Origin of the sequence: Labilibacter marinus, from assembly GCF_001659685.2 — a bacterium.
Classification (GTDB): Bacteria; Bacteroidota; Bacteroidia; order Bacteroidales; family Marinilabiliaceae; genus Saccharicrinis; species Saccharicrinis marinus.
Genome location: NZ_LXYE02000052.1, coordinates 16412 through 35834, shown reverse-complemented (window position 1 = coordinate 35834; position 19423 = coordinate 16412). Strand labels below are relative to the sequence as shown.

Annotated in this window: 15 protein-coding genes; 6 read left to right on the top strand and 9 right to left on the bottom strand. The window is 35.6% G+C overall.

Annotated elements, in window-relative coordinates:
- Nucleotides 1-171: 171 nt before the first annotated feature.
- Together A8L32_RS20110 and A8L32_RS20105 are read right to left on the bottom strand one after the other, a co-directional pair.
- Nucleotides 172-1575, bottom strand: a complete 1404-nt coding sequence (locus A8L32_RS20110) for a receptor L domain-containing protein (RefSeq protein WP_066632859.1) — start codon at nucleotides 1573-1575, stop codon at nucleotides 172-174.
- Nucleotides 1576-2444: 869 nt separating this feature from the next.
- Nucleotides 2445-4331 (bottom strand): carboxypeptidase-like regulatory domain-containing protein, encoded by a 1887-nt coding sequence (locus A8L32_RS20105; protein ID WP_066632856.1) that lies wholly within the window; start codon nucleotides 4329-4331, stop codon nucleotides 2445-2447.
- 398 nt (nucleotides 4332-4729) lie between these two features.
- On the opposite strand from A8L32_RS20105, the gene kbl reads away from it, so the two are divergent.
- Entirely contained in the window at nucleotides 4730-5917 is a 1188-nt protein-coding gene (gene kbl / locus A8L32_RS20100; RefSeq protein ID WP_066632853.1) for a glycine C-acetyltransferase, read from the top strand.
- Between the two features lie 223 nt (nucleotides 5918-6140).
- Here the strand turns inward: kbl and dnaJ are convergent, their stop codons facing one another.
- From dnaJ to A8L32_RS20065, 7 genes are all read right to left on the bottom strand, one after another.
- Complete coding sequence (gene dnaJ / locus A8L32_RS20095; protein ID WP_066632851.1) at nucleotides 6141-7310, bottom strand: molecular chaperone DnaJ; 1170 nt, start codon at nucleotides 7308-7310, stop codon at nucleotides 6141-6143.
- Nucleotides 7311-7334: 24 nt separating this feature from the next.
- Nucleotides 7335-7928 (bottom strand): nucleotide exchange factor GrpE, encoded by a 594-nt coding sequence (locus A8L32_RS20090; RefSeq protein WP_066632950.1) that lies wholly within the window; start codon nucleotides 7926-7928, stop codon nucleotides 7335-7337.
- Between the two features lie 182 nt (nucleotides 7929-8110).
- Nucleotides 8111-8653: a TlpA family protein disulfide reductase gene (locus tag A8L32_RS20085; protein ID WP_066632849.1), complete on the bottom strand. Its 543-nt coding sequence runs from the start codon at nucleotides 8651-8653 to the stop codon at nucleotides 8111-8113.
- Between the two features lie 238 nt (nucleotides 8654-8891).
- Complete coding sequence (locus A8L32_RS20080; RefSeq protein ID WP_066632847.1) at nucleotides 8892-9422, bottom strand: TlpA family protein disulfide reductase; 531 nt, start codon at nucleotides 9420-9422, stop codon at nucleotides 8892-8894.
- 410 nt (nucleotides 9423-9832) lie between these two features.
- On the bottom strand, nucleotides 9833-11137 hold the full coding sequence (gene murA, locus A8L32_RS20075; RefSeq protein ID WP_066632844.1) for a UDP-N-acetylglucosamine 1-carboxyvinyltransferase: 1305 nt from the start codon (nucleotides 11135-11137) through the stop codon (nucleotides 9833-9835).
- Nucleotides 11138-11163: 26 nt separating this feature from the next.
- Nucleotides 11164-11802: a DUF4290 domain-containing protein gene (locus A8L32_RS20070; RefSeq protein ID WP_066632841.1), complete on the bottom strand. Its 639-nt coding sequence runs from the start codon at nucleotides 11800-11802 to the stop codon at nucleotides 11164-11166.
- Between the two features lie 167 nt (nucleotides 11803-11969).
- On the bottom strand, nucleotides 11970-14264 hold the full coding sequence (locus tag A8L32_RS20065) for an ATP-dependent helicase (RefSeq protein ID WP_066632838.1): 2295 nt from the start codon (nucleotides 14262-14264) through the stop codon (nucleotides 11970-11972).
- Nucleotides 14265-14412: 148 nt separating this feature from the next.
- Between A8L32_RS20065 and A8L32_RS20060 the strand changes: the two genes are divergently transcribed.
- The 5 genes from A8L32_RS20060 to A8L32_RS20040 all read left to right on the top strand — a co-directional run bounded on the left by A8L32_RS20060 (nucleotide 14413) and on the right by A8L32_RS20040 (nucleotide 19417).
- Nucleotides 14413-15153: an energy transducer TonB gene (locus tag A8L32_RS20060; RefSeq protein ID WP_066632836.1), complete on the top strand. Its 741-nt coding sequence runs from the start codon at nucleotides 14413-14415 to the stop codon at nucleotides 15151-15153.
- Between the two features lie 187 nt (nucleotides 15154-15340).
- Entirely contained in the window at nucleotides 15341-16123 is a 783-nt protein-coding gene (locus A8L32_RS20055; RefSeq protein WP_066632835.1) for a LuxR C-terminal-related transcriptional regulator, read from the top strand.
- Nucleotides 16124-16357: 234 nt separating this feature from the next.
- Nucleotides 16358-17083 (top strand): energy transducer TonB, encoded by a 726-nt coding sequence (locus A8L32_RS20050; protein WP_066632832.1) that lies wholly within the window; start codon nucleotides 16358-16360, stop codon nucleotides 17081-17083.
- Between the two features lie 208 nt (nucleotides 17084-17291).
- A complete protein-coding gene (locus A8L32_RS20045) occupies nucleotides 17292-18035 on the top strand; it encodes a LuxR C-terminal-related transcriptional regulator (protein ID WP_066632830.1) in 744 nt (247 codons plus the stop codon).
- Between the two features lie 125 nt (nucleotides 18036-18160).
- Nucleotides 18161-19417, top strand: a complete 1257-nt coding sequence (locus A8L32_RS20040) for a gliding motility-associated C-terminal domain-containing protein (RefSeq protein WP_066632827.1) — start codon at nucleotides 18161-18163, stop codon at nucleotides 19415-19417.
- The last annotated feature ends 6 nt before the right edge of the window (nucleotides 19418-19423 follow it).

Genomic DNA, 19423 nt, shown 5'->3' with positions numbered 1-19423 from the left:
TATTTTGTTAGCAACACCAATTTAGGTGAAAATACTTTGGCTGTAAAACTTTATTGAATAGAGTTTTACAGCTTTTTTAAACCACTACCTGCGGATTTTAGGGAGGACTCGTGCGATAGCAGAGGATACGTGCAGGAGCTGTGCAAGATTGAGGGGGATGAATGCCCTTTGCTAATTATTACAATTGTTAATTACATTATCTAATATTCTCTCATCTGCTTCAGAGTCTTTATTATTGCGTACACTAATATTATTATAAATTAACTTACCACTAGTAAAGAGCTTATACAAAGGACAATAATCATCTAGAAAATCATTTGACCAAATAGCTAAATACGTACACTCTGTTAAATTTTCTAAACCTGCTAATGACATTAATGTGTTATTATTAACAATACTTAACTCTCCACCTATAGTTTCTAAATTATTTAATCCATCTAATGTACGCAGTGCTTTATTCTCTTTTATCCATAAAAACCCACCAACAGACTTTAAATTATTTAATCCATCCAATGACACTAAAGATGAATATAAGAAATCTAGATCCCCTCCTATTGTTGTTAAGTTATTTAAATCAGATATGGTTGTTGATTTTAATGGACGAAAACTTGCATTACCTCCAATTTTATTTAATTTTTTCAAACCATCTATATTATTAGCATCTATTTCTACATCACCATGAACCACCTCCAAATTACTTAACATATTCAAATCATTTATCACCCCATTAAAATCACTTATCCATAAATTGTTTAACTCCGTACATGATTGTAGTATCTTAGGTAAGTTAGTAGATACAAATTGCTCACTATCAACCCAGTATTCAAAACCTGAGATATCGCCTTCGACCTTATCCAATATTGTTAAATCTGATAGTTTCCTATTATTAATTATACTTAAATTACCATTAACTTCTTCAAGGCTTTCAAAAAAATCCAAATTCTCGATTTCGTCAGCACCTTTTATATAAAGACCAGTGTTAATTTTTTGCAACTTTTTTAAAAAACTTAAATCTTCAACTCCATTTTCAATGATTAAGAAGTCTATTTCTTCTAGGTTAGATAAAAAAGAATAATCTTTGTAATTATTTTTATCCAATTCTTCTTTACTTACTTCTATATCTCCATTAATTTTGGTAAAACCTTTTTGCTCGAAATAATGAGCCCAAGTTCTTAAAGACATATTATATGAATCCCATGATGCACTCGTACTTTTAGGTGTTGTAAAAGTTCTTATTTCACTAGAATCAACTAAACCAGAACTGCTGGTTGCTAATATTCTCCAATAGTATTTTTTACCTGCCTTAAAATCATTAGTATAAATTTCAGACTCACGAAATTCACGAATCCTTTTTTGGGGTGGGTAAATTGTATCTGCATGCAAAGTATATGTTACTCCAGCACTACTTTCATCTGAAATATCGAAACATATATCCCCGAACATAATATCTTCAATTTCTGCGTTGTTCTCAGGTGCAAGTAACGATGGCACAACAGGGGGTTTATCCTCCTTCTCACATGCGGTAAATACCGCTAAAGCCATAGCCAAAATGACTAATAATTTATTTAACCTCATAATGTATAGTATTAATTGTGTTTTTGTTGATTTGTATCAGATATTACCTACGTGTTATGCTTAATAAGGTTAGGCGCATCTATTCTTTTTTTTCTCCCACTCGTGTGGATTTAACGCAGCGCAATTCCTGAAACTTTATATTGAGTTACCTATGCCTTATAAAATAATACCAATTGCAATATGAAATTGGACTTAAATAAAATTAGACATTTTGGATTTAGACAAGGCGGAAAATTAAAGCATAGCCATAGCAGTGGTGAAATTTTATAACGATGGATAAATCCTAAAGAATATATTTACATGGCTCATTTCATGTTATTATTGATATAACTCACTTCCGATGCTGGTGCACGTGTCCTCACGCGTTCTTTTAGTACAACTTCTGCTTACTTATCACACGAGAGGACTCGTGCGATAGCAGGGGGTAGGATTGAAATACGATTTTTTAATGTTTTGAATCATATACTCTGTTTTTTGCCCATTGGGCGGGTTAATACTTACAGCCAGGCGGCTGCGGAATAATTCCTTGTATTATAGGTTGGTGTTTAAGTTTATGATTTATTATGACTTATTGCTTTTGCAACAATGGTATTACTTATTTACTTAATATAAGGTTACAAACTATATAACTTTGTTTCGTTTTTTACACTGGCTCCACTCAGCGAAGGCTAGTGCGCGTGTCCTCACGCGTACCTATGTACAACTTCTTATTTATTACACGATAGGACTCGTGCGATAGCGCAGGGTTTTTTGTGTTTTTATTGTAAGAAGGAATGGTAAACTGGAAAATGGGAGCAACGGTAGTTAAAATGTTACACGAAAGATTGGTGCGACAGCGGCGGGAATGTTTTTTACCGAGCTCGCAGTATTTAAAAACACATACTTATTCCTGCACTAACTGACCAATTATTATTTGTTACACCACTAATTCCTGAATCTACTCCATCAATCTGATAGCTGATATCATCTTGATTTAAGGCTTCGTTAGCCTGGGTTCTGAAAACTCCTTTGGCTTCTTTCATATAGATGGTTTCTTGAGATTTGTTGGCCCAAAAATAATTTGCACCCACATTTAAATACCACAAGGCTTTTAACTGAACCATCAAATTAAATCCTGTTTCGTAACCATGCTCTTTTAATCCAGTAAAAGCACGTACTTTATCTGTGTTAAACTTTTTGCCTCCAAATTTAAACTCGGCGTCTGAATTACTAGTGCCCAAGCCTTGACCAAAATTGCGCCAAGAATATCCTACAGAAAAATTACCGTATATATTTTTACCTACCGTTTTTATTGGGAGTCGGAGGTTGTAACACAATGCATTACCTGTGTAATAATAGGCGTCGCCTAAGGATAAGTTTAATTTATAACCAATGCCATGATAAGGTGTAAATTTATACAATATCAGCTGCTCTATGTTCAGCGCAGAACTTGCCCCATCCAATTGTTTACTAAAATTAAGATGCTTATAAGCCAAATTTATATGAGATGCTTGCATTGAATAATCTGAATATCCTACTCCCCATACTACTTCGAGCCTATTCAGTGTTTTTAGCAGAGTTTCTTTTTTATTCGGCTTTGGAGCAGATGTATTAAATAATTCTTTTGCCACAACAGTATCAATCTCTATTGCATTAGGCATGGTGGCATAATCTTTCCAATTACTTTGGGCGTATTCAGTAGCTTCGAGTGTGGGTACATAGGTAATAGGGGTTTGCTGCTGAAAAGGAATCTTATCCACCGAATCCTTTTGCATGGAAGTAACTACATTTTCCGATATTGAATAATAAGTACTATCTCTGTGAACAAGCCTTTCTTTATAATAGGATGATTGATAATAGAAAATAGAATCTTGTATGTTGTAATTTACCACAAAATCAAAATCCTTAGCTTTAATGTCGCGGTGTATTCCCAACAAATCATTATACCTTTCTTCTATCCATTTAGCGGTGGGCTTTAACTCTACCTTTATATATCCTAAGCTTTTTACATCGATATAAAACTTACCTGTATAACGTAAATTTTTATCCTGCTTAGGCCTAAAAGCTATTACATATACTTTTCTATTGTTATAATATTCTTGACCTACTAAATCATAATTATAATCTTTATGAGGTTTCAGGTAATCTTCACGGTTCTTAACCTCATCGTCTCGATGAATTCGATGCAAACCTCCATAATAAACATATCTAAAACCATCACTTTGCTCTACCTCATTATACTTTCTGGTTTTAAGAACTTCAATGGTTCCATCTGCTTTATTTTTATAGGATGGCTTATAGGCCTGCAACACTGCCTCGTTAAGTCTAAAATATTCCTTCTTATTATTCTGAATACCGCCACGATGAAAAACTTCATAAGAAGTAGGAACGTCAGGATAATTCTCAGGAATTAAATTGTAAGCTTTTCGCAGAAAACTGCGCAAGGTACTATCAGGCATTACCACCACCTCGCTAATGGGAACCACAGAAGGCTTTAATACAATATTGGGATTTTGCTCCAGCAGACTTTGCTTAATTTCTTTTGATTCAAATCCAATACAACTAAAGCATATTGTATATTCCTTATTTGGAGGAATCTTTAATTTATAATTGCCATCAGCATCAGATACAGTTCCATTATAGGTTCCTTTTAGGCTTATGTTGACAAATGGAAGCGGAGTGTTATTGCCTTTGCTAAAAATAGTACCATCGATTGTTATAGAAGATGCATTAACGTAAAAAGCAATAAGTAAAAGAAATAGAGTAAAAAGCCTCATGGAATTAAAAAGTTAAAGATTTTCGATTTGGAAGCAACAATTATACCACAATAATTACAATTAACCTGTCCATCGAGACTGTTTATCGCTGTATTTCCTCCCTTATTCATAGTAATCTTCTAAATACAGTTTGTACATCTTCGATAATGCTTCGATACAAACTATGGTTAATCTCACATCAAACTCAGACTAAACTCACATATCTGTGAGTTTGGTCTGAGTTTGATGTGTATTTCGTCAGTATATATACCGAGTCAGTATTGGACAAACATCGAACATGAATCCTCCTTAATAATGGCGCAATAATTATTTAAGCTTAGCTCTATCATAAAGTTGGTGTAAGTCATTTTTTTAATCCAAATAGGTGCTTAATTTTGGGTAAAACTAAATTTTAGCATATGTACGGAGATTTTAAGGATCATCTTATAAAGGAGATAGATCAGATTAAAGAATCGGGTTTATATAAAAACGAGCGTATTATTACATCGGCTCAGGGAGCAGAAATTAAAGTGAGTACAGGAGATAAAGTACTGAACTTTTGTGCTAATAATTACTTAGGGCTTTCATCGCACCCAAGAGTAGTAAAAGCAGCACAAGAGGTAATGAATACACATGGTTACGGCATGTCGTCGGTTCGTTTTATTTGCGGAACGCAGGACATTCATAAAAACCTGGAACAGAAGATTGCTGATTTCTTAGGTACGGAAGATACCATTTTATATGCGGCTTGCTTTGATGCCAATGGTGGTGTGTTTGAACCTTTACTTTCTGCAGAAGATGCTATTATATCTGATGAATTAAACCACGCTTCTATTATTGACGGAGTGCGTTTATGCAAGGCAGCTCGTTATCGATACAAGCACGCCGACATGGCCGACTTAGAAGAGCAGCTAAAAAAATCGCAGGATCAGCGCTATAGAATTATTGTTACCGATGGTGTTTTTTCTATGGATGGGGACATTGCTAAACTGAACGAAATATGCGATTTAGCGGAGAAATACAATAGCCTGGTTATGGTGGATGATAGTCATGGTTCAGGTTTCATTGGAAAAACCGGTAGAGGAACCCATGAATACCATAATGTAATGGATCGTGTTGACATTATCACAAGCACCCTAGGAAAGGCATTAGGTGGTGCATTAGGCGGTTTTACTACTGGTAAAAAGGAAATTATCGATATGCTCCGTCAGCGCTCTCGCCCTTATTTATTCTCTAATTCATTAGCTCCTGCTATTGTTGGTGCAGCTTCTGAGGTGTTTGACATGTTAACGGAGTCAACCCAGTACAGAGATAAGGTTATTGAAAATGCCGCTTACTTTAAGGAAAAAATACAGGCTGCAGGTTTTGATATTAAACCCACTAATTCTGCCATTGTAGCGTTGATGTTATACGATGCTAAACTATCGCAAGAGTTTGCTGAGAAGTTATTGGCTGAAGGAATTTATGTGATTGGCTTTTACTACCCTGTAGTGCCTAAAGATCAAGCGCGCATCAGAATTCAAATATCGGCCGCTCACGAAAAAGAACATCTTGATACAGCCATTGAAGCTTTTATTAAGATAGGTAAAGAACTAAAAGTGATATAGGAGGTGGCTTTTAGCCTTTAGCTATTTGCTGTTGGCAAAAGAACAGGAAAGGTAGCCTCCATCCTCGCATCTTTGATGCGGTACTTCCCCGGCTACAAAGCTAAGGGAAGAACTAAGAGCATTACTAAAAAAAACAAACCCCAATTTGCGATGCAAATTGGGGTTTTATATTTTGTAGCTAAGAGCTAAAAACCAATAGCTAAAAAAAACTTTGCTTTTTTTTCTAAAACATATCTCTCATTTTACTGAAGAAACCTTTTTCCTGAGATGTAGGTCTTGGCGTAAATGAATCTGAGTCAGCCATTTTTTCCATTGCTTTTTTCTCATCCTTAGATAAATCTTTTGGAATCCACACATTGATTTTTACTAACAAATCACCTCTTCCGTAAGCATTTACTTCTGGTAAACCTTTACCTCTCAATCGCAATACTTTACCCGGCTGCGTTCCTGCTTCAATCTTCACTTTTACTTTACCTTCTAAAGTAGGTATTTCAACTGGTGCTCCAAGTGTAGCTTCTGGAATACTAATAAATAGGTTATACAATAAATCTCTTCCGTCACGCACTAGCTCATCATGATCCTCTTCATGTATCAACACCAATAAATCGCCATTGATACCTCCTCTTCGTGCAGCATTACCTTTTCCTGAAACAGAAAGTTGCATACCCTCTTCCACTCCGGCAGGAATATTGATCGAAATCACTTCCTCATCTTTCTCAATACCCTCTCCAGCACAATGCTTACACTTGTTGGTGATGATTTTCCCTTCACCTCCACAAGTAGGACACGTTGATGCCGTTTGCATCTGACCTAAAATGGTATTTGAAATGCGAGTCACTTGCCCGGAACCATTACAAGTAGAACAGTTACTATGAGAAGCACCTCCGTCAGCTCCTGAACCACTACAGTGGCTACACGGAACATATTTTTTTACCTTTATTTTTTTCTCAACGCCATTTAATATTTCATCCAGCGTTAGGCTCACTTTTACACGTAGGTTAGATCCTTTGTTGACACGTTGACGACCTCCACCGCCTCCGCCGAAACCGCCAAAGCCACTAAAACCTCCGAAGCCGCCTCCGCCACCGCCTCCAAAAATATCGCCGAAATGCGAAAAGATATCATCCATGGACATACCTCCGCCACCATAACCACCGCTTGATGCACCACCTACACCGGCATGACCATACTGGTCGTAACGCGCCTTTTTTTGGTCATCACTAAGTACCTCATAAGCTTCAGCTGCCTCTTTAAATTTCTCTTCGGCTGCTTTATCCCCAGGGTTCTTATCCGGGTGAAATTGCATCGCTTTTTTACGATAGGCTTTTTTAATTTCACTAGCCTCTGCACTTTTTGATACTTCTAAAACTTCGTAATAATCTCTTTTCGACATAATAATATGGTATCTAGTGCTTAATTATTCTCCTACAACAACTTTAGAAAAACGCATCACTTTATCGCCCAGCGTATATCCTTTTTCAATACAGTCAATTACTTTCCCTTTCATGTCCTCTGTAGGCGCTGGTATTTTAGTAATTGCCTCGTGTAAATCAGTATCAAAATCTTTTTCTTTCGCTTCTATTTCAATCACTCCATTTTGCTTAAAGAATTCCTGAAATTTATTATAAATCAAGTCAATACCTTCTTTCACTGCATCTAAATCAGAAGCTTCACTTAGGTGAGCAATCGCTCTATCAAAGTCATCTACAACAGGAAGCAATCCTTTTAGTAATCCTTCTCCAGCACTTTTAGTTAACTCCATGCGCTCCTTTAAGGTACGCTTGCGATAATTGTCGTACTCTGCACTTAAGCGAAGGTATCTATCGTTTAACTCAGAAACCTTAAGAGATAGCTTTTCTACTTCGCTTTCTTCTGTTTGCTCAGTAACTTCTTCTTCCGATGCTTCCTCTACTTGCTCTTCTGTTGCTTTTGCAGATTCTGTTTCGTTATTCGTTACTTGCTCCTCAACAACTTCCTCTTTCTTTTCTTTTTTAGATCCTTTACTTGCCATTATATTATTTCTTTTTATTGTTCTATTTTGACGAGACATGTTTTACAATTACTTTGCCAAGCCAATTATTTGGGACAAATTGACAGCCTTTTGCAGCATTGCACTTAACTATTGTCAGCATACAAAAACAATGGCAGTACACAAACTGCATACTGCCATCGAAATTTATATTAAATATTTTCTTACTTCTTTTTAGCCAGCTTTTTTAAAGCAGCTTCTAAATATGGGCCACGCAATCCCTTTGCCACAATAATACCATCTCCATCAACCAAATAATTATCCGGAATACCTCTTACTCGATAAATCTCTGCAGCTTTCGATTTCCAACCTTTTAAGTCGCTTACATGATTTGGCCACACCAACTCATCGGCTTTAATGGCTTTTTCCCAACTTTTTTTATTGGAATCCAAGGATACACTTAAAATAGTAAAACCTTTAGCGTTTGAAAACTTTCTATCCTTGTAATCTTCATATGCCTCCACCACATGTGGATTTTCTTTTCTACAAGGCCCGCACCATGAAGCCCAAAAATCTATCAATACCAATTGGCCTTTTAAGGAAGACAAGGAAATAACATCACCCTGAGGCGATAGCATCTTAATTTCTGGAGCTTTGTTGCCAATCTCTAAACCAACCTTTCCATTATTTTGCGCATGAGCTGAAATTGCTAGGCACACAATAAAGCCTAATACAACTGTCGCTCTCTTTAAATCTACCTTCTTCATAACTCGAAACTTAAATGTTTTCAACTTTTTATAATCTCAAAACAAACACAATCTGAATATTGTTTGCAAGCATAGTCGCAACAATAACGAATTACTGACAATTCAAATTGGATGAATTCGATTTCAAATTTAAAAGAAATGATTCAGGGTGCAAATAAATGCGCCCTAAACCAATTCTTTCAGCAAACTTAGTTGTTAACTAAATATCTTAAAATCGATAAAATCTTAAAAAGGGAAATTAATTTCTTTGAAGGTACTCTAGCGACTCTGTCACTTTGTTGATACTTGAGCTATACGCCACTAAGCGGCCTTCGCCATCAATAAGGAAGTTGGTTGGTTTTTGTACCTCAAAGCTTTTTGCAATGTCAGACTCAGCACCCATGTAATCGCAAATATGCAAAACATTTGTAAGTCCGTCCGCTTTAATAGCTTTTGCTAAAGGCGATCTGAAACGATCAAGAGAAATGGATACAACAACAAATCCTTCTCCTTTGTGAAACTTGCTGTTAGCAAATTTCTTTTGAAGCATCATCTTTTGATGATTCTCCACACGTGATTCTCCATCAAATGAAGCCCAAAAGTCAATTAAAACCATTTTACCTTTCAATGATTCTAAATCAAAATCCGACCCATTCAATAAGCTAGTTCTTATCTCTGGTACTTTATCTCCAATAGCTACACCAGTATTTGGTTCTGGCATTCCGTTATTAAAAGATAAAAACACAAACCCGGCTAAAACAACTAATATCAATAGTTTTAGCTTTCTCATACACACACAATTTTGGTTAATACTCACACTGCAAAGTTTAAAACTTTTTCAGTGCCATCCATCTTAAATTAGATTAACATCATCGTTTTCATGACAAATGTTAGTAAAACGGTCGGCGAAAGTATGTTCAAAAACATTAACAACCAAAATTATTTTCTTTTGAATTATAAAATAAATGTGTATTTTTATAAGCTTGGTTCAAAAATAACACTACACAACACTACAGCACTAGCTCTCAAATTGCACTATTTCAGACCAATACAACTTTTAAGTGATTTATAAAAATAGACAAAACATGCGCCTGTTAAACAATGTTAACAAACGTAACCTATCTATAAGTAAAGTTCAATAAAACAAAAAAGGGCTCCGATACAGGAACCCTTTAAATATTTTTGACTCAAAATAGAGTATTAAACTCTTTTTATCTTAGCTCCTAAATTCTGTAATCGTTTATCAATATCCTGATATCCTCGATCTATCTGTGTGATATTCTGAATGGTACTTTTGCCTTTTGCAGAAAGCGCTGCAATTAACAAAGCTACACCTGCTCTAATATCAGGCGAGGTTAAGGTAGTTCCTCTTAACGAAGTTTCCTTGTTCATTCCAATGACAGTGGCTCTATGTGGATCGCATAGTATGATTCTGGCTCCCATATCAATTAACTTATCCACGAAGAACAAACGACTCTCAAACATTTTTTGATGAATAAGAACACTTCCTTTTGCCTGCGTGGCAATAACCAAGAATATACTTAGTAAATCAGGCGTTAATCCAGGCCAAGGCGCATCGGCAATAGTCATTATAGAACCATCAATAAAGGTTTCTATTTCATATTCCTCTTGTGCAGGAATATAAATATCATCCCCTTTACGCTCTAGCTTAATACCCATTTTACGAAAAGCCTCAGGTATAATACCCAATTCATCGTAAGCACAATCTTTAATGGTAATTTCAGAACCTGTCATAGCAGCCATCCCGATAAAACTACCAATCTCAATCATATCAGGTAATAATCTATGTTTACAACCTCCTAAGCTTTCAACTCCTTCAATATGCAGAAGATTAGAACCAATACCTGTAATGATAGCACCCATGCTTACCAACATTTTGCATAACTGCTGCAAATAAGGCTCACAAGCCGCATTATAAATAGTGGTTTTACCTGGAGCAAGCACGGCAGCAAGCACCACGTTAGCCGTACCTGTTACTGATGCTTCATCTAACAACATATAGGTTCCTTTTAAACCATCTGTTTCTAGACTATAAAATATTTCGTTTGGATTATAATGGAATCGCGCACCTAACTTTTCAAAACCAATAAAATGAGTATCCAGTCTACGTCTACCAATTTTATCGCCACCAGGCTTAGGAAAATAAGCTTTTCCGTAACGCGCCAATAAAGGTCCCATAATCATGATAGAACCACGCAATGAAGATGCTTTTTTACGAAACTCTATGGATTGTAGATAATCTAAATCAACATTTTCTGCTTTGAAAGAACAAACATCTCTGCTGATTCTATTGATTTCGACACCTATATCACCTAATAAATCGATTAGGTTGTTAACATCAACAATATCTGGAATATTGCTGATGATTATTTCTTCTTTTGATAGTAGCGTTGCACAAATAACTTGAAGTGCCTCATTCTTTGCTCCCTGAGGAGTGATTTCGCCAGAAAGCCTATGCCCTCCTTCTATTTCGAAACAATGCATTATGGGTGGATTATAATAATTAAAGATTAGTTTCTTCTATCATCTTGACGCTTAAAAGTGCGTTTTTTATTATTATTGTTGCTGCGACCTCTATTTTGGCTATGACTATGATTAGAGTGATGCTCTCGCTGCTCTGGAATTTTAATATCATCCGGAATTTCAAGTGCTCCTCCAGACATAGCTTTAATATCATTAAAAACGCGCTCGTCACCAGGAAAATCTTTATTCCAGGTTATCAAAGACTTTTTCATGTTGTTAGCAATCAGCATAATTAAATGCTTTTTATGCTCACCATCTTCCATTTCAGTAGCTTTGTCTATCATTTGCTCAATAGTACGACCGTAATGCTTATACTTAATGCGCTGATTGTTATAAGGCATTTTTTTCGGACGCTCGTATAGCGTTTCTTTCTCAGGAAGTTCAAAAGGTGTTTCTATCCCTAATTTAAAATCAGACATGATAGCTAAATGATCCCACAACTTGTGTTTAAAATCATTTACATCACGCAAGTGTGGAAACATATTTCCCATATTTCCGATAATGGAATGTGCACACTTTGTTCTTTCGTCCATATCTTCGATAGATACACAATGATCTACCATTTTTTGAATATGACGACCATACTCAGGTAAAAGTAACTTTTTCCTATTCGAATTATATTCCATAATTAACTATATAATCTCTTCTCTAAATCAATCTTTATGAGACAATTTCAAAACCTAAAACATCAATAAACTTAATCTTAATAATGTAATCGATTTAGATTTTGGGGGTATTTATCTTAAATAGTGCAGTAAACATGTGTATATCATGCAGTACTATGGCTACAAATCTAACCCAAAATTTTAAGTTTGGCAAATTTTAAAAGTAATTGTTTAACTCCTGCATTATCGAAGTGTACAGTGGCTTTTGCATTGGGCATTTGTCCATCGATACTTACAATTTTTCCCTTGCCAAAACGAATGTGTTCTACGCTCACTCCCGCTTTAAGGTTACCTGCTGTTCCTCCTGAAAAAGAACTTGGCTTGGCGGCTGCCTGCTCACTGCTTACTTTCTTAAAATTATAACCTGGCTTTTGCGCTGGCTGAGAACTACCAAAGGAACGTTTTTGGGTAGGCTTAGGAGCAAATCGGCCTGGTTTATCCTGTATTTTTGCTTGGTCGCCGCCGGCAAACTCAATAAACTCTTCGTTTATATCTGCAATAAAACGACTAGGCCTACAAAAAGCGGATTCACCATACTTATAACGTGTACGTGCAAAAGAAATAGTAGCATTATCCTCGGCTCTTGTCACCGCCACATAAAACAATCTTCGTTCTTCCTCTACGCCTTGCTCGCTATCTAAAGTCATAGTTGAAGGAAATAATCCTTCCTCTACTCCCACCACATATACATTTTTAAACTCTAAACCTTTGCTGGAATGAATGGTCATTAAAGTTACCTTATTAATATCATCCTCTCCTTCATTATCCTGATCTGTTAATAAAGAAACCCCTTCTAAGAAGTTAACCAGCCCATTCTCCCCGCCTTCTTCAATCTGGTTATTGGTGAACTCCTGGATACCATTTAAAAGCTCTTGAATATTCTCCTGACGCGCCACTGCTTCGGGTGTTCTGTCGTGATATAAATCTTTCATCATACCACTTTGGGTAGCTATTTCCGTCACCAAATCAAAGGCCGTTTGCTGACTAGCACCCGCTGCAAAACCATTTATTAAACCCACAAATGAGTTCAATTTTCGCTGCGTTCCGGAGTTAAATAACTTGGCCGTTCCTTCCAACGAAATCATCACCTCCCACATGCTTTTTCCGGAAGCTGAAGCAGCCCCTTCAAGTTTATCTAAAGTGGTTTTTCCAATACCTCTAGCCGGATAATTGATAATACGTTTTAAGGCTTCCTGATCGGCTGGATTAATGGTCACACGACAATAAGCCAACAGATCTTTTACCTCCTTACGCTGATAGAAACTTAAACCGCCATATATTTTATAAGGCATATTGCCTTTTCTAAGCGCCTCCTCAAAAATACGCGACTGCGCATTGGTGCGATATAGAATTGCAAAATCCTGATAATCGTAGTTATGCTTAAGTTTCTTTTCTTTTAAGTCATTAATCACAATGTACCCTTCCTCAATATCCGAGTAGGCATTGTGAATCTTTATTTTGTTTCCTGTATCCTTTTCAGAGAATACATCCTTTTTTATTTGCTTTGAATTTTTAGCAATAATGCTATTCGCTGCATTTACAATATTCTGTGTAGAACGATAATTCTGTTCCAACTTAAACATTTTATAATCGGGGTAATCATTCCTAAAGTTTAGAATATTTTCGATTTTTGCTCCCCTAAAACTATAAATACTCTGTGCATCATCTCCTACTACACAAATATTACCGTGCTTTTCGGCCAGCTTTTTAATAATAATATACTGCGAGTAATTGGTATCCTGATACTCATCAACCATGATATACTGAAACCAATTTTGATATTTCTGTAGTACCTCTGGATGATCTCGAAACAGGATATTGGTGTTTAATAATAAATCATCAAAATCCATTACGCCTGACTTATAACACTGACGCATATAACGTGTGTATATTTCGTATACCAATCCTTTACGGGATGCTTGATCTTCGGACATACGGTGCTGATCGCGTGCATAAGCAGCAGGCGTTACTAAATCGTTCTTTGCCGCCGAAATCCTTCCTAATACAGCACCTACTTTATATTCCTTGTCGTTCAGTTTCATTTCCTTTATAATGGACTTCAACAGACTTTTAGAATCTTGGGTATCGTAAATGGTAAAGGAAGATGGATATCCGAGTTTTTCCGCTTCGCTTCGTAAAATTCGTGCAAAAATGGAGTGAAACGTACCCATCCATAAATTTTTAGCTACATCGCCTCCTACAATAGTAGCAATACGCTCTTTCATTTCTTTGGCCGCTTTATTAGTAAAAGTCAACGATAAGATACGATGAGGAGCTACTCCTTGCGTAAGTAAATGAGCTATTCTAAATGTCAACACCCTGGTTTTACCAGATCCTGCCCCTGCTATTACCAAAGATTGCCCTTCGGTAGTGACTACTGCTTCTTGTTGCGCTGGGTTTAACTGTTCGAGATACTTTTGCACTAACTTCCTTTTTTTTGATGTATCGCAAAGATATAGAAAATACTTCAGCAAGAATAAGCATAAGACACTATCCTCAGCACTGAGTATTTACAAAAGGACCATACTTACATATATTTGATCTTGCATTATTCATTAAAACAAAAACATCATGAAAGCAATTGGATTTATAACAGGATTGTTTCTGATATCCATTATTTGCCTTGGACAGGAACATCAAAGAATTGAAGAAATTGAAGTAATGGCTCCTACTTTTAAAAGTTCATCAACCACTGCTGAAGTTAATGGCATTGCAACCACTCCTCTAGCTGCCTTTTTATCTACTGACCTTGCTGATCAAGCTAGATCTATTGATTTTACTGGAGGTAAAGTTATTATTGATTTTACTGTAAATGCTGATGGCACATTATCAAATTACGCTATAAAAAACTCTGTTTCAAACAGGAACGATAAAGCAGTTTTAAGTGCTATTAAGTCAACTTCAGGCTCGTGGCTACCTGGGCAAAATAACGGCGAGGCCATTGCAATGGAAAAAAGAATTGTTGTTAATTTTTACGATACAGAAGGCGTAACTCTTCAACAACAAGCTGTAGCTTACTACTCAAAAGGACTTAAAAAATACTACCGGGCCAATGAATGGTCAAATTCTCTTTTCTCATCCAAGGATAAGCGTAATAAAAAAGTAAATAGAAAACTAAAAACTGCGCTTACATCATTTAATCATGCATCAAGATATCAACCCAACGAACCATGCGTGATTCATTATCAAGCCTGCACTTACGATATGTTAGGTGATGAAATTAATAGAGATTTGAAATTTTTAGAATTAGAAGAATTGGTTAGAATGTACAGTTCTAATAACGCTGAAACTATCGCATTCAAATTTGATTAACTAAGCGATTAAACCAATGATAGATAAAAAATTAAACCGGTAAATGCAGTTTAAAGAAACAAAGCGAACTTTAAACTGCATTTTTATTTGATTATTAATATTGACAAACCAATCAAATTGAAATAACTTATACCATCGAGCTCAAAGCAAACATAACTTTTACAACAAGTGCGTGAAGGGAGGCATCATGAATAAGTTTTTTTCATACAATGATTTAATCTGCTTAATAGAAACACTTTCGGGGAAAGAATTTATTTCTACAAATTACACGAAGGAAGGTATTGAATTAGAAGAAATACAAAAGTTAATATGTTTCAACAATCAATTCTTCCATATCATACAATTTCCCGCATTTAAAACGCTATATATTTCACCTAGCGTCTCGGACGTTCTTGGTTATCATCCCAAAGAAATGACTTTACGTAAACTATACGGCCTCATTCACCCCGAAGATTACCCTATTGCATTACTCGCAACAAAAAAAATGTGTGAATTCGTAATTGATAATTATAATAACTTAAAACCCTTTAAGAGTGTTATGTCCATGGATTTTAGAATCATGCATAAAGACGGTCACTATATTAGATTATATAATCAGAATTGCATATTCAAAAAAGATACAGACGATAAGGAATTTAAAGCACTTGCTTTAAGTACCGACATCAGTCATCTAAAAAACAATGTACAAATGGAATTCAATTACACCAATAATGGAGATGGAGTTTCATGCCCATTCCCAGATCAAGAATTGTCAGAGTTTTCCTCCTTATTTACACATCGCGAAAGACAAGTGCTTGCCCTGTTAGCTGTTGGTAAAAGCAGTTCTGAGATTGGCAAAATGCTTCGTATTAGCAGACATACGGTAGATACGCACAGAAGAAAAATGCTATCCAAATCACACCTTGGAAATACAACGGAATTAGTTGCCTATTCAATTTCAAACAATTTAATTGATGAATCTCACTTATAAAAACCTACCATTCTGTTAATGTATGTTAATTTTTAAAATTCATAAAAACTCTTTACCTTTACTATCAAGCATTTAAAAAACACTACTCAACATTGAGTATGGACAAATAAAAGAGTTTAAGGTACTTTTATATTGTCTTTGATTAAAAACCTAAGTAATACATCACCTGGAGCCTACTATAATTTAGGTCCTCCAGATTTTTAAATTCATCAGAAACTTTAAAAACCAGATGTCATGAAAAGGATTTCATTATTAACAGCAGCATTAGTTATTACATGTTTGTCATTTGCTCAAATGACAAGACTATCAGAAACCACCGTTGAATCGCCAAAATTTACAGGAAGCACTAGCTTTACAATTGATGAGAATTCTAATTGTTCACCTATCTGCCAGTATTTAGGTACACAACTCGAAAATGAGTTTATATTAGATGAAGGTGTTGTATCCGTTTTATTCACCATCAATTCAGATGGCTCGGTAAGTAACTTAAGTATTGAGAATTCTGTTTCTACTCAAACAGATAAAGCCGTAGCTTCAGTAATTTCTGAAACATCCGGCATGTGGCAACCTGGTATGGTAAACGGAACACCAGCAGAAATGCAACGCAAAATCTTTGTTAGTTTTTACGATCCAGAAAACGGAACGCCAATAGAACAAGGTAATGCTAGCCTTCAGTTGGCTATTAAAAAATACAATGCGGCAATAGATGCACAACAAAACATTAGCTTGTCAGCAGAAAGAGCTGAAAAAAAATCCACTAATCGCTTAAACTCTGCCCTAGCACTACTAAAAACTGCTGAACGCTTTTTACCATCAGAACCATCAGTCGTATTCTGGCAAGCTAAAACGCACGAACTAAATGGTGATGAAATGATGAAAACTCAAAAGCTAAATGAATTTTCAAGCTTAATTGATCCTAATTATCAAGCCACAGTTGAAGTGGTTGGTGTACCTCTATAACAATTCAAGCTCCTTATTGCCCACCTTTAAGGTGATCCAATTTTAATTGTCTGTTTTTAACAAAATCTTATTCAATAATACAAAAGTTTATACCTGCTCAATTCTTTTATCAGGATTGGGCAGGCTATAATCATATATCTGAATGCATGTTAGCGAACACTAACAAAGTCAGATATATTAAACATTCACTTTTGATAGCAAGAAGATTATGGATTTAATAATGGACAAAGTTCATCAGAAAATAATTAGTGAAATTGATCAGGTTTACACCGAGGATCAATTATCTAATGGAACATTCAACAAAACTAGTAACATAGCGGAGGATCTTACTATTGCCACTAAAAAGCAATTTACTTTTATTACTAGATTTCCTCATTTTTCATTAACACACATATCTAAAGAATTCAAAGAAATTTGCGGTCAGCATAACGACCTACTGAACATTAGAAGTATTTTAAACATCATCCATCCACAAGATATTGATATCGTAGCTTCTTCCTACAAAAACGCATGCCAGTTTATCTTAAACAATTATTCCAACCTTCCGTTAGGTGCAGATATTTTCTCTATTGAGTTTAGAATAAAGGATATAAATGGCAACTACATTAAATTACGAAACACCAATACCTTACACGAAAAATTGAATTGGGAAAAAGGCTTTAAACTCTTTAGCGAGTGCTCTATAGTTTCATCATCTAATGATGTAAATAATATTCACACCTCAAAAGAAAAGAGCTTAAAACGGGAACACATATTAATATTTACAGCAAGAGAATTACAAATTTTACACCTATTGGCACTTGGCAAAAGCAGCTGCGAAATTGGACTCGATTTAGAAATTAGCAAACACACCGTTGATACCCATCGCAGAAAAATGCTGGCAAAATCAAAACTAGCTAATACAGCAGAACTTATCGCAACGTCCATATCCAATGGCTTAATAGTTAGTTGAACTAAAAAGTCACTAAACTATCTTGATTATTTGAATTTCAATATTTACCTGATTTGCAATTTATTTTCCGCAAAACCGTTTAAATAAATATCTTTGAAATCTCAAATAATCAACAAGGGTTTGTAATGAATACTTTTTTCAAATATATTTTATCATTCACGTTGCTTCTGGCAGCCACATGTGCTTCAGCTCAAATCATATCCACTGGTCATACCGATACTCAGGAGACAAAATATACTGAGAATGATTTGATCTATTTATATCCTAATGTTGAAACAGGTGCATTAACAGCAACACCACCAGTAGGAGGAATCAATGTTACCTATACTTGGGAAAAATATAATTCTGGCAATTGGGATGTAGTGATGACAGGAACAGAACCCAGTTTAACTGACCTGAGTGATGGCGGATATAGAGTTACGGTAAATAATAATGGCACAATTGATAGGCAAGATGTATGCTGGACTTTTCAACCAGAAATATTAAGCCTAAAAGCAGATTCACTTTTTAGCAATTGTAACAACATTCAATTAATTGCAGATATTAGTACAAAAACACTTGAATATTACAACCCTAGCAATGGTGACTATTACACAGTAGACTATAATATATCGTATAATTGGACATCAGAACCAAGTATAGAAGATGCCATTCCGGATAATTCGCAACCGCTTATTGAACCTCCATACGAGGAAATGTTTTACTACGTAGATGCTTCAGCTTTTAATGATGCACACAAACTTACAGGTGAAAGTCTGCATTACAACGAAGAGCCTATTGCAGTTAAAGCCATATTTACATTTAATGTTTTAGATAGAGAAAACGAAAATGAATTGCCTGAAAACACAGAATTTAAAAACATAAAGAGTTACACAGGGTCAGCTGGTATCATTTGCTTCATTAACGATTCGGCCAAAGGTTTAAATAAAAGCTATCAAATAGATTTTAGAACAGATGATGGCGAAGAAAAACCAAGTGAAGATGATTTAATTGAGGTCAGGTTTGATAAAATTGGGACCTATCATATGGATATATCAGTTAAAAACGATGTGAGTGGCTGTAAAGATACCGAGTCGCTTGGCCCTATTAAAGTAGAGGAAATCTATTTAGATGCACCCAACGTTTTTACACCTGACGGCGATGGCACCAACGACAAGTTTATGGTGGTATACAGCTCTATAAAAGATTTTAAAATGGTCATCTTTAATAGATGGGGTCGCAAGGTATTTCAAACCACTAACCCCGGCGATGCCTGGGATGGAAAAATTGCGGGCAAAGATGCAGCGGAAGGTGTATACTTTTATGTGATTACGGCTACTGGATTTAACCAAGGCGAGAGTCGTAAGTTAGAAAACTCACTACACCTGTTCAGAGGTAACTAGTCTTCT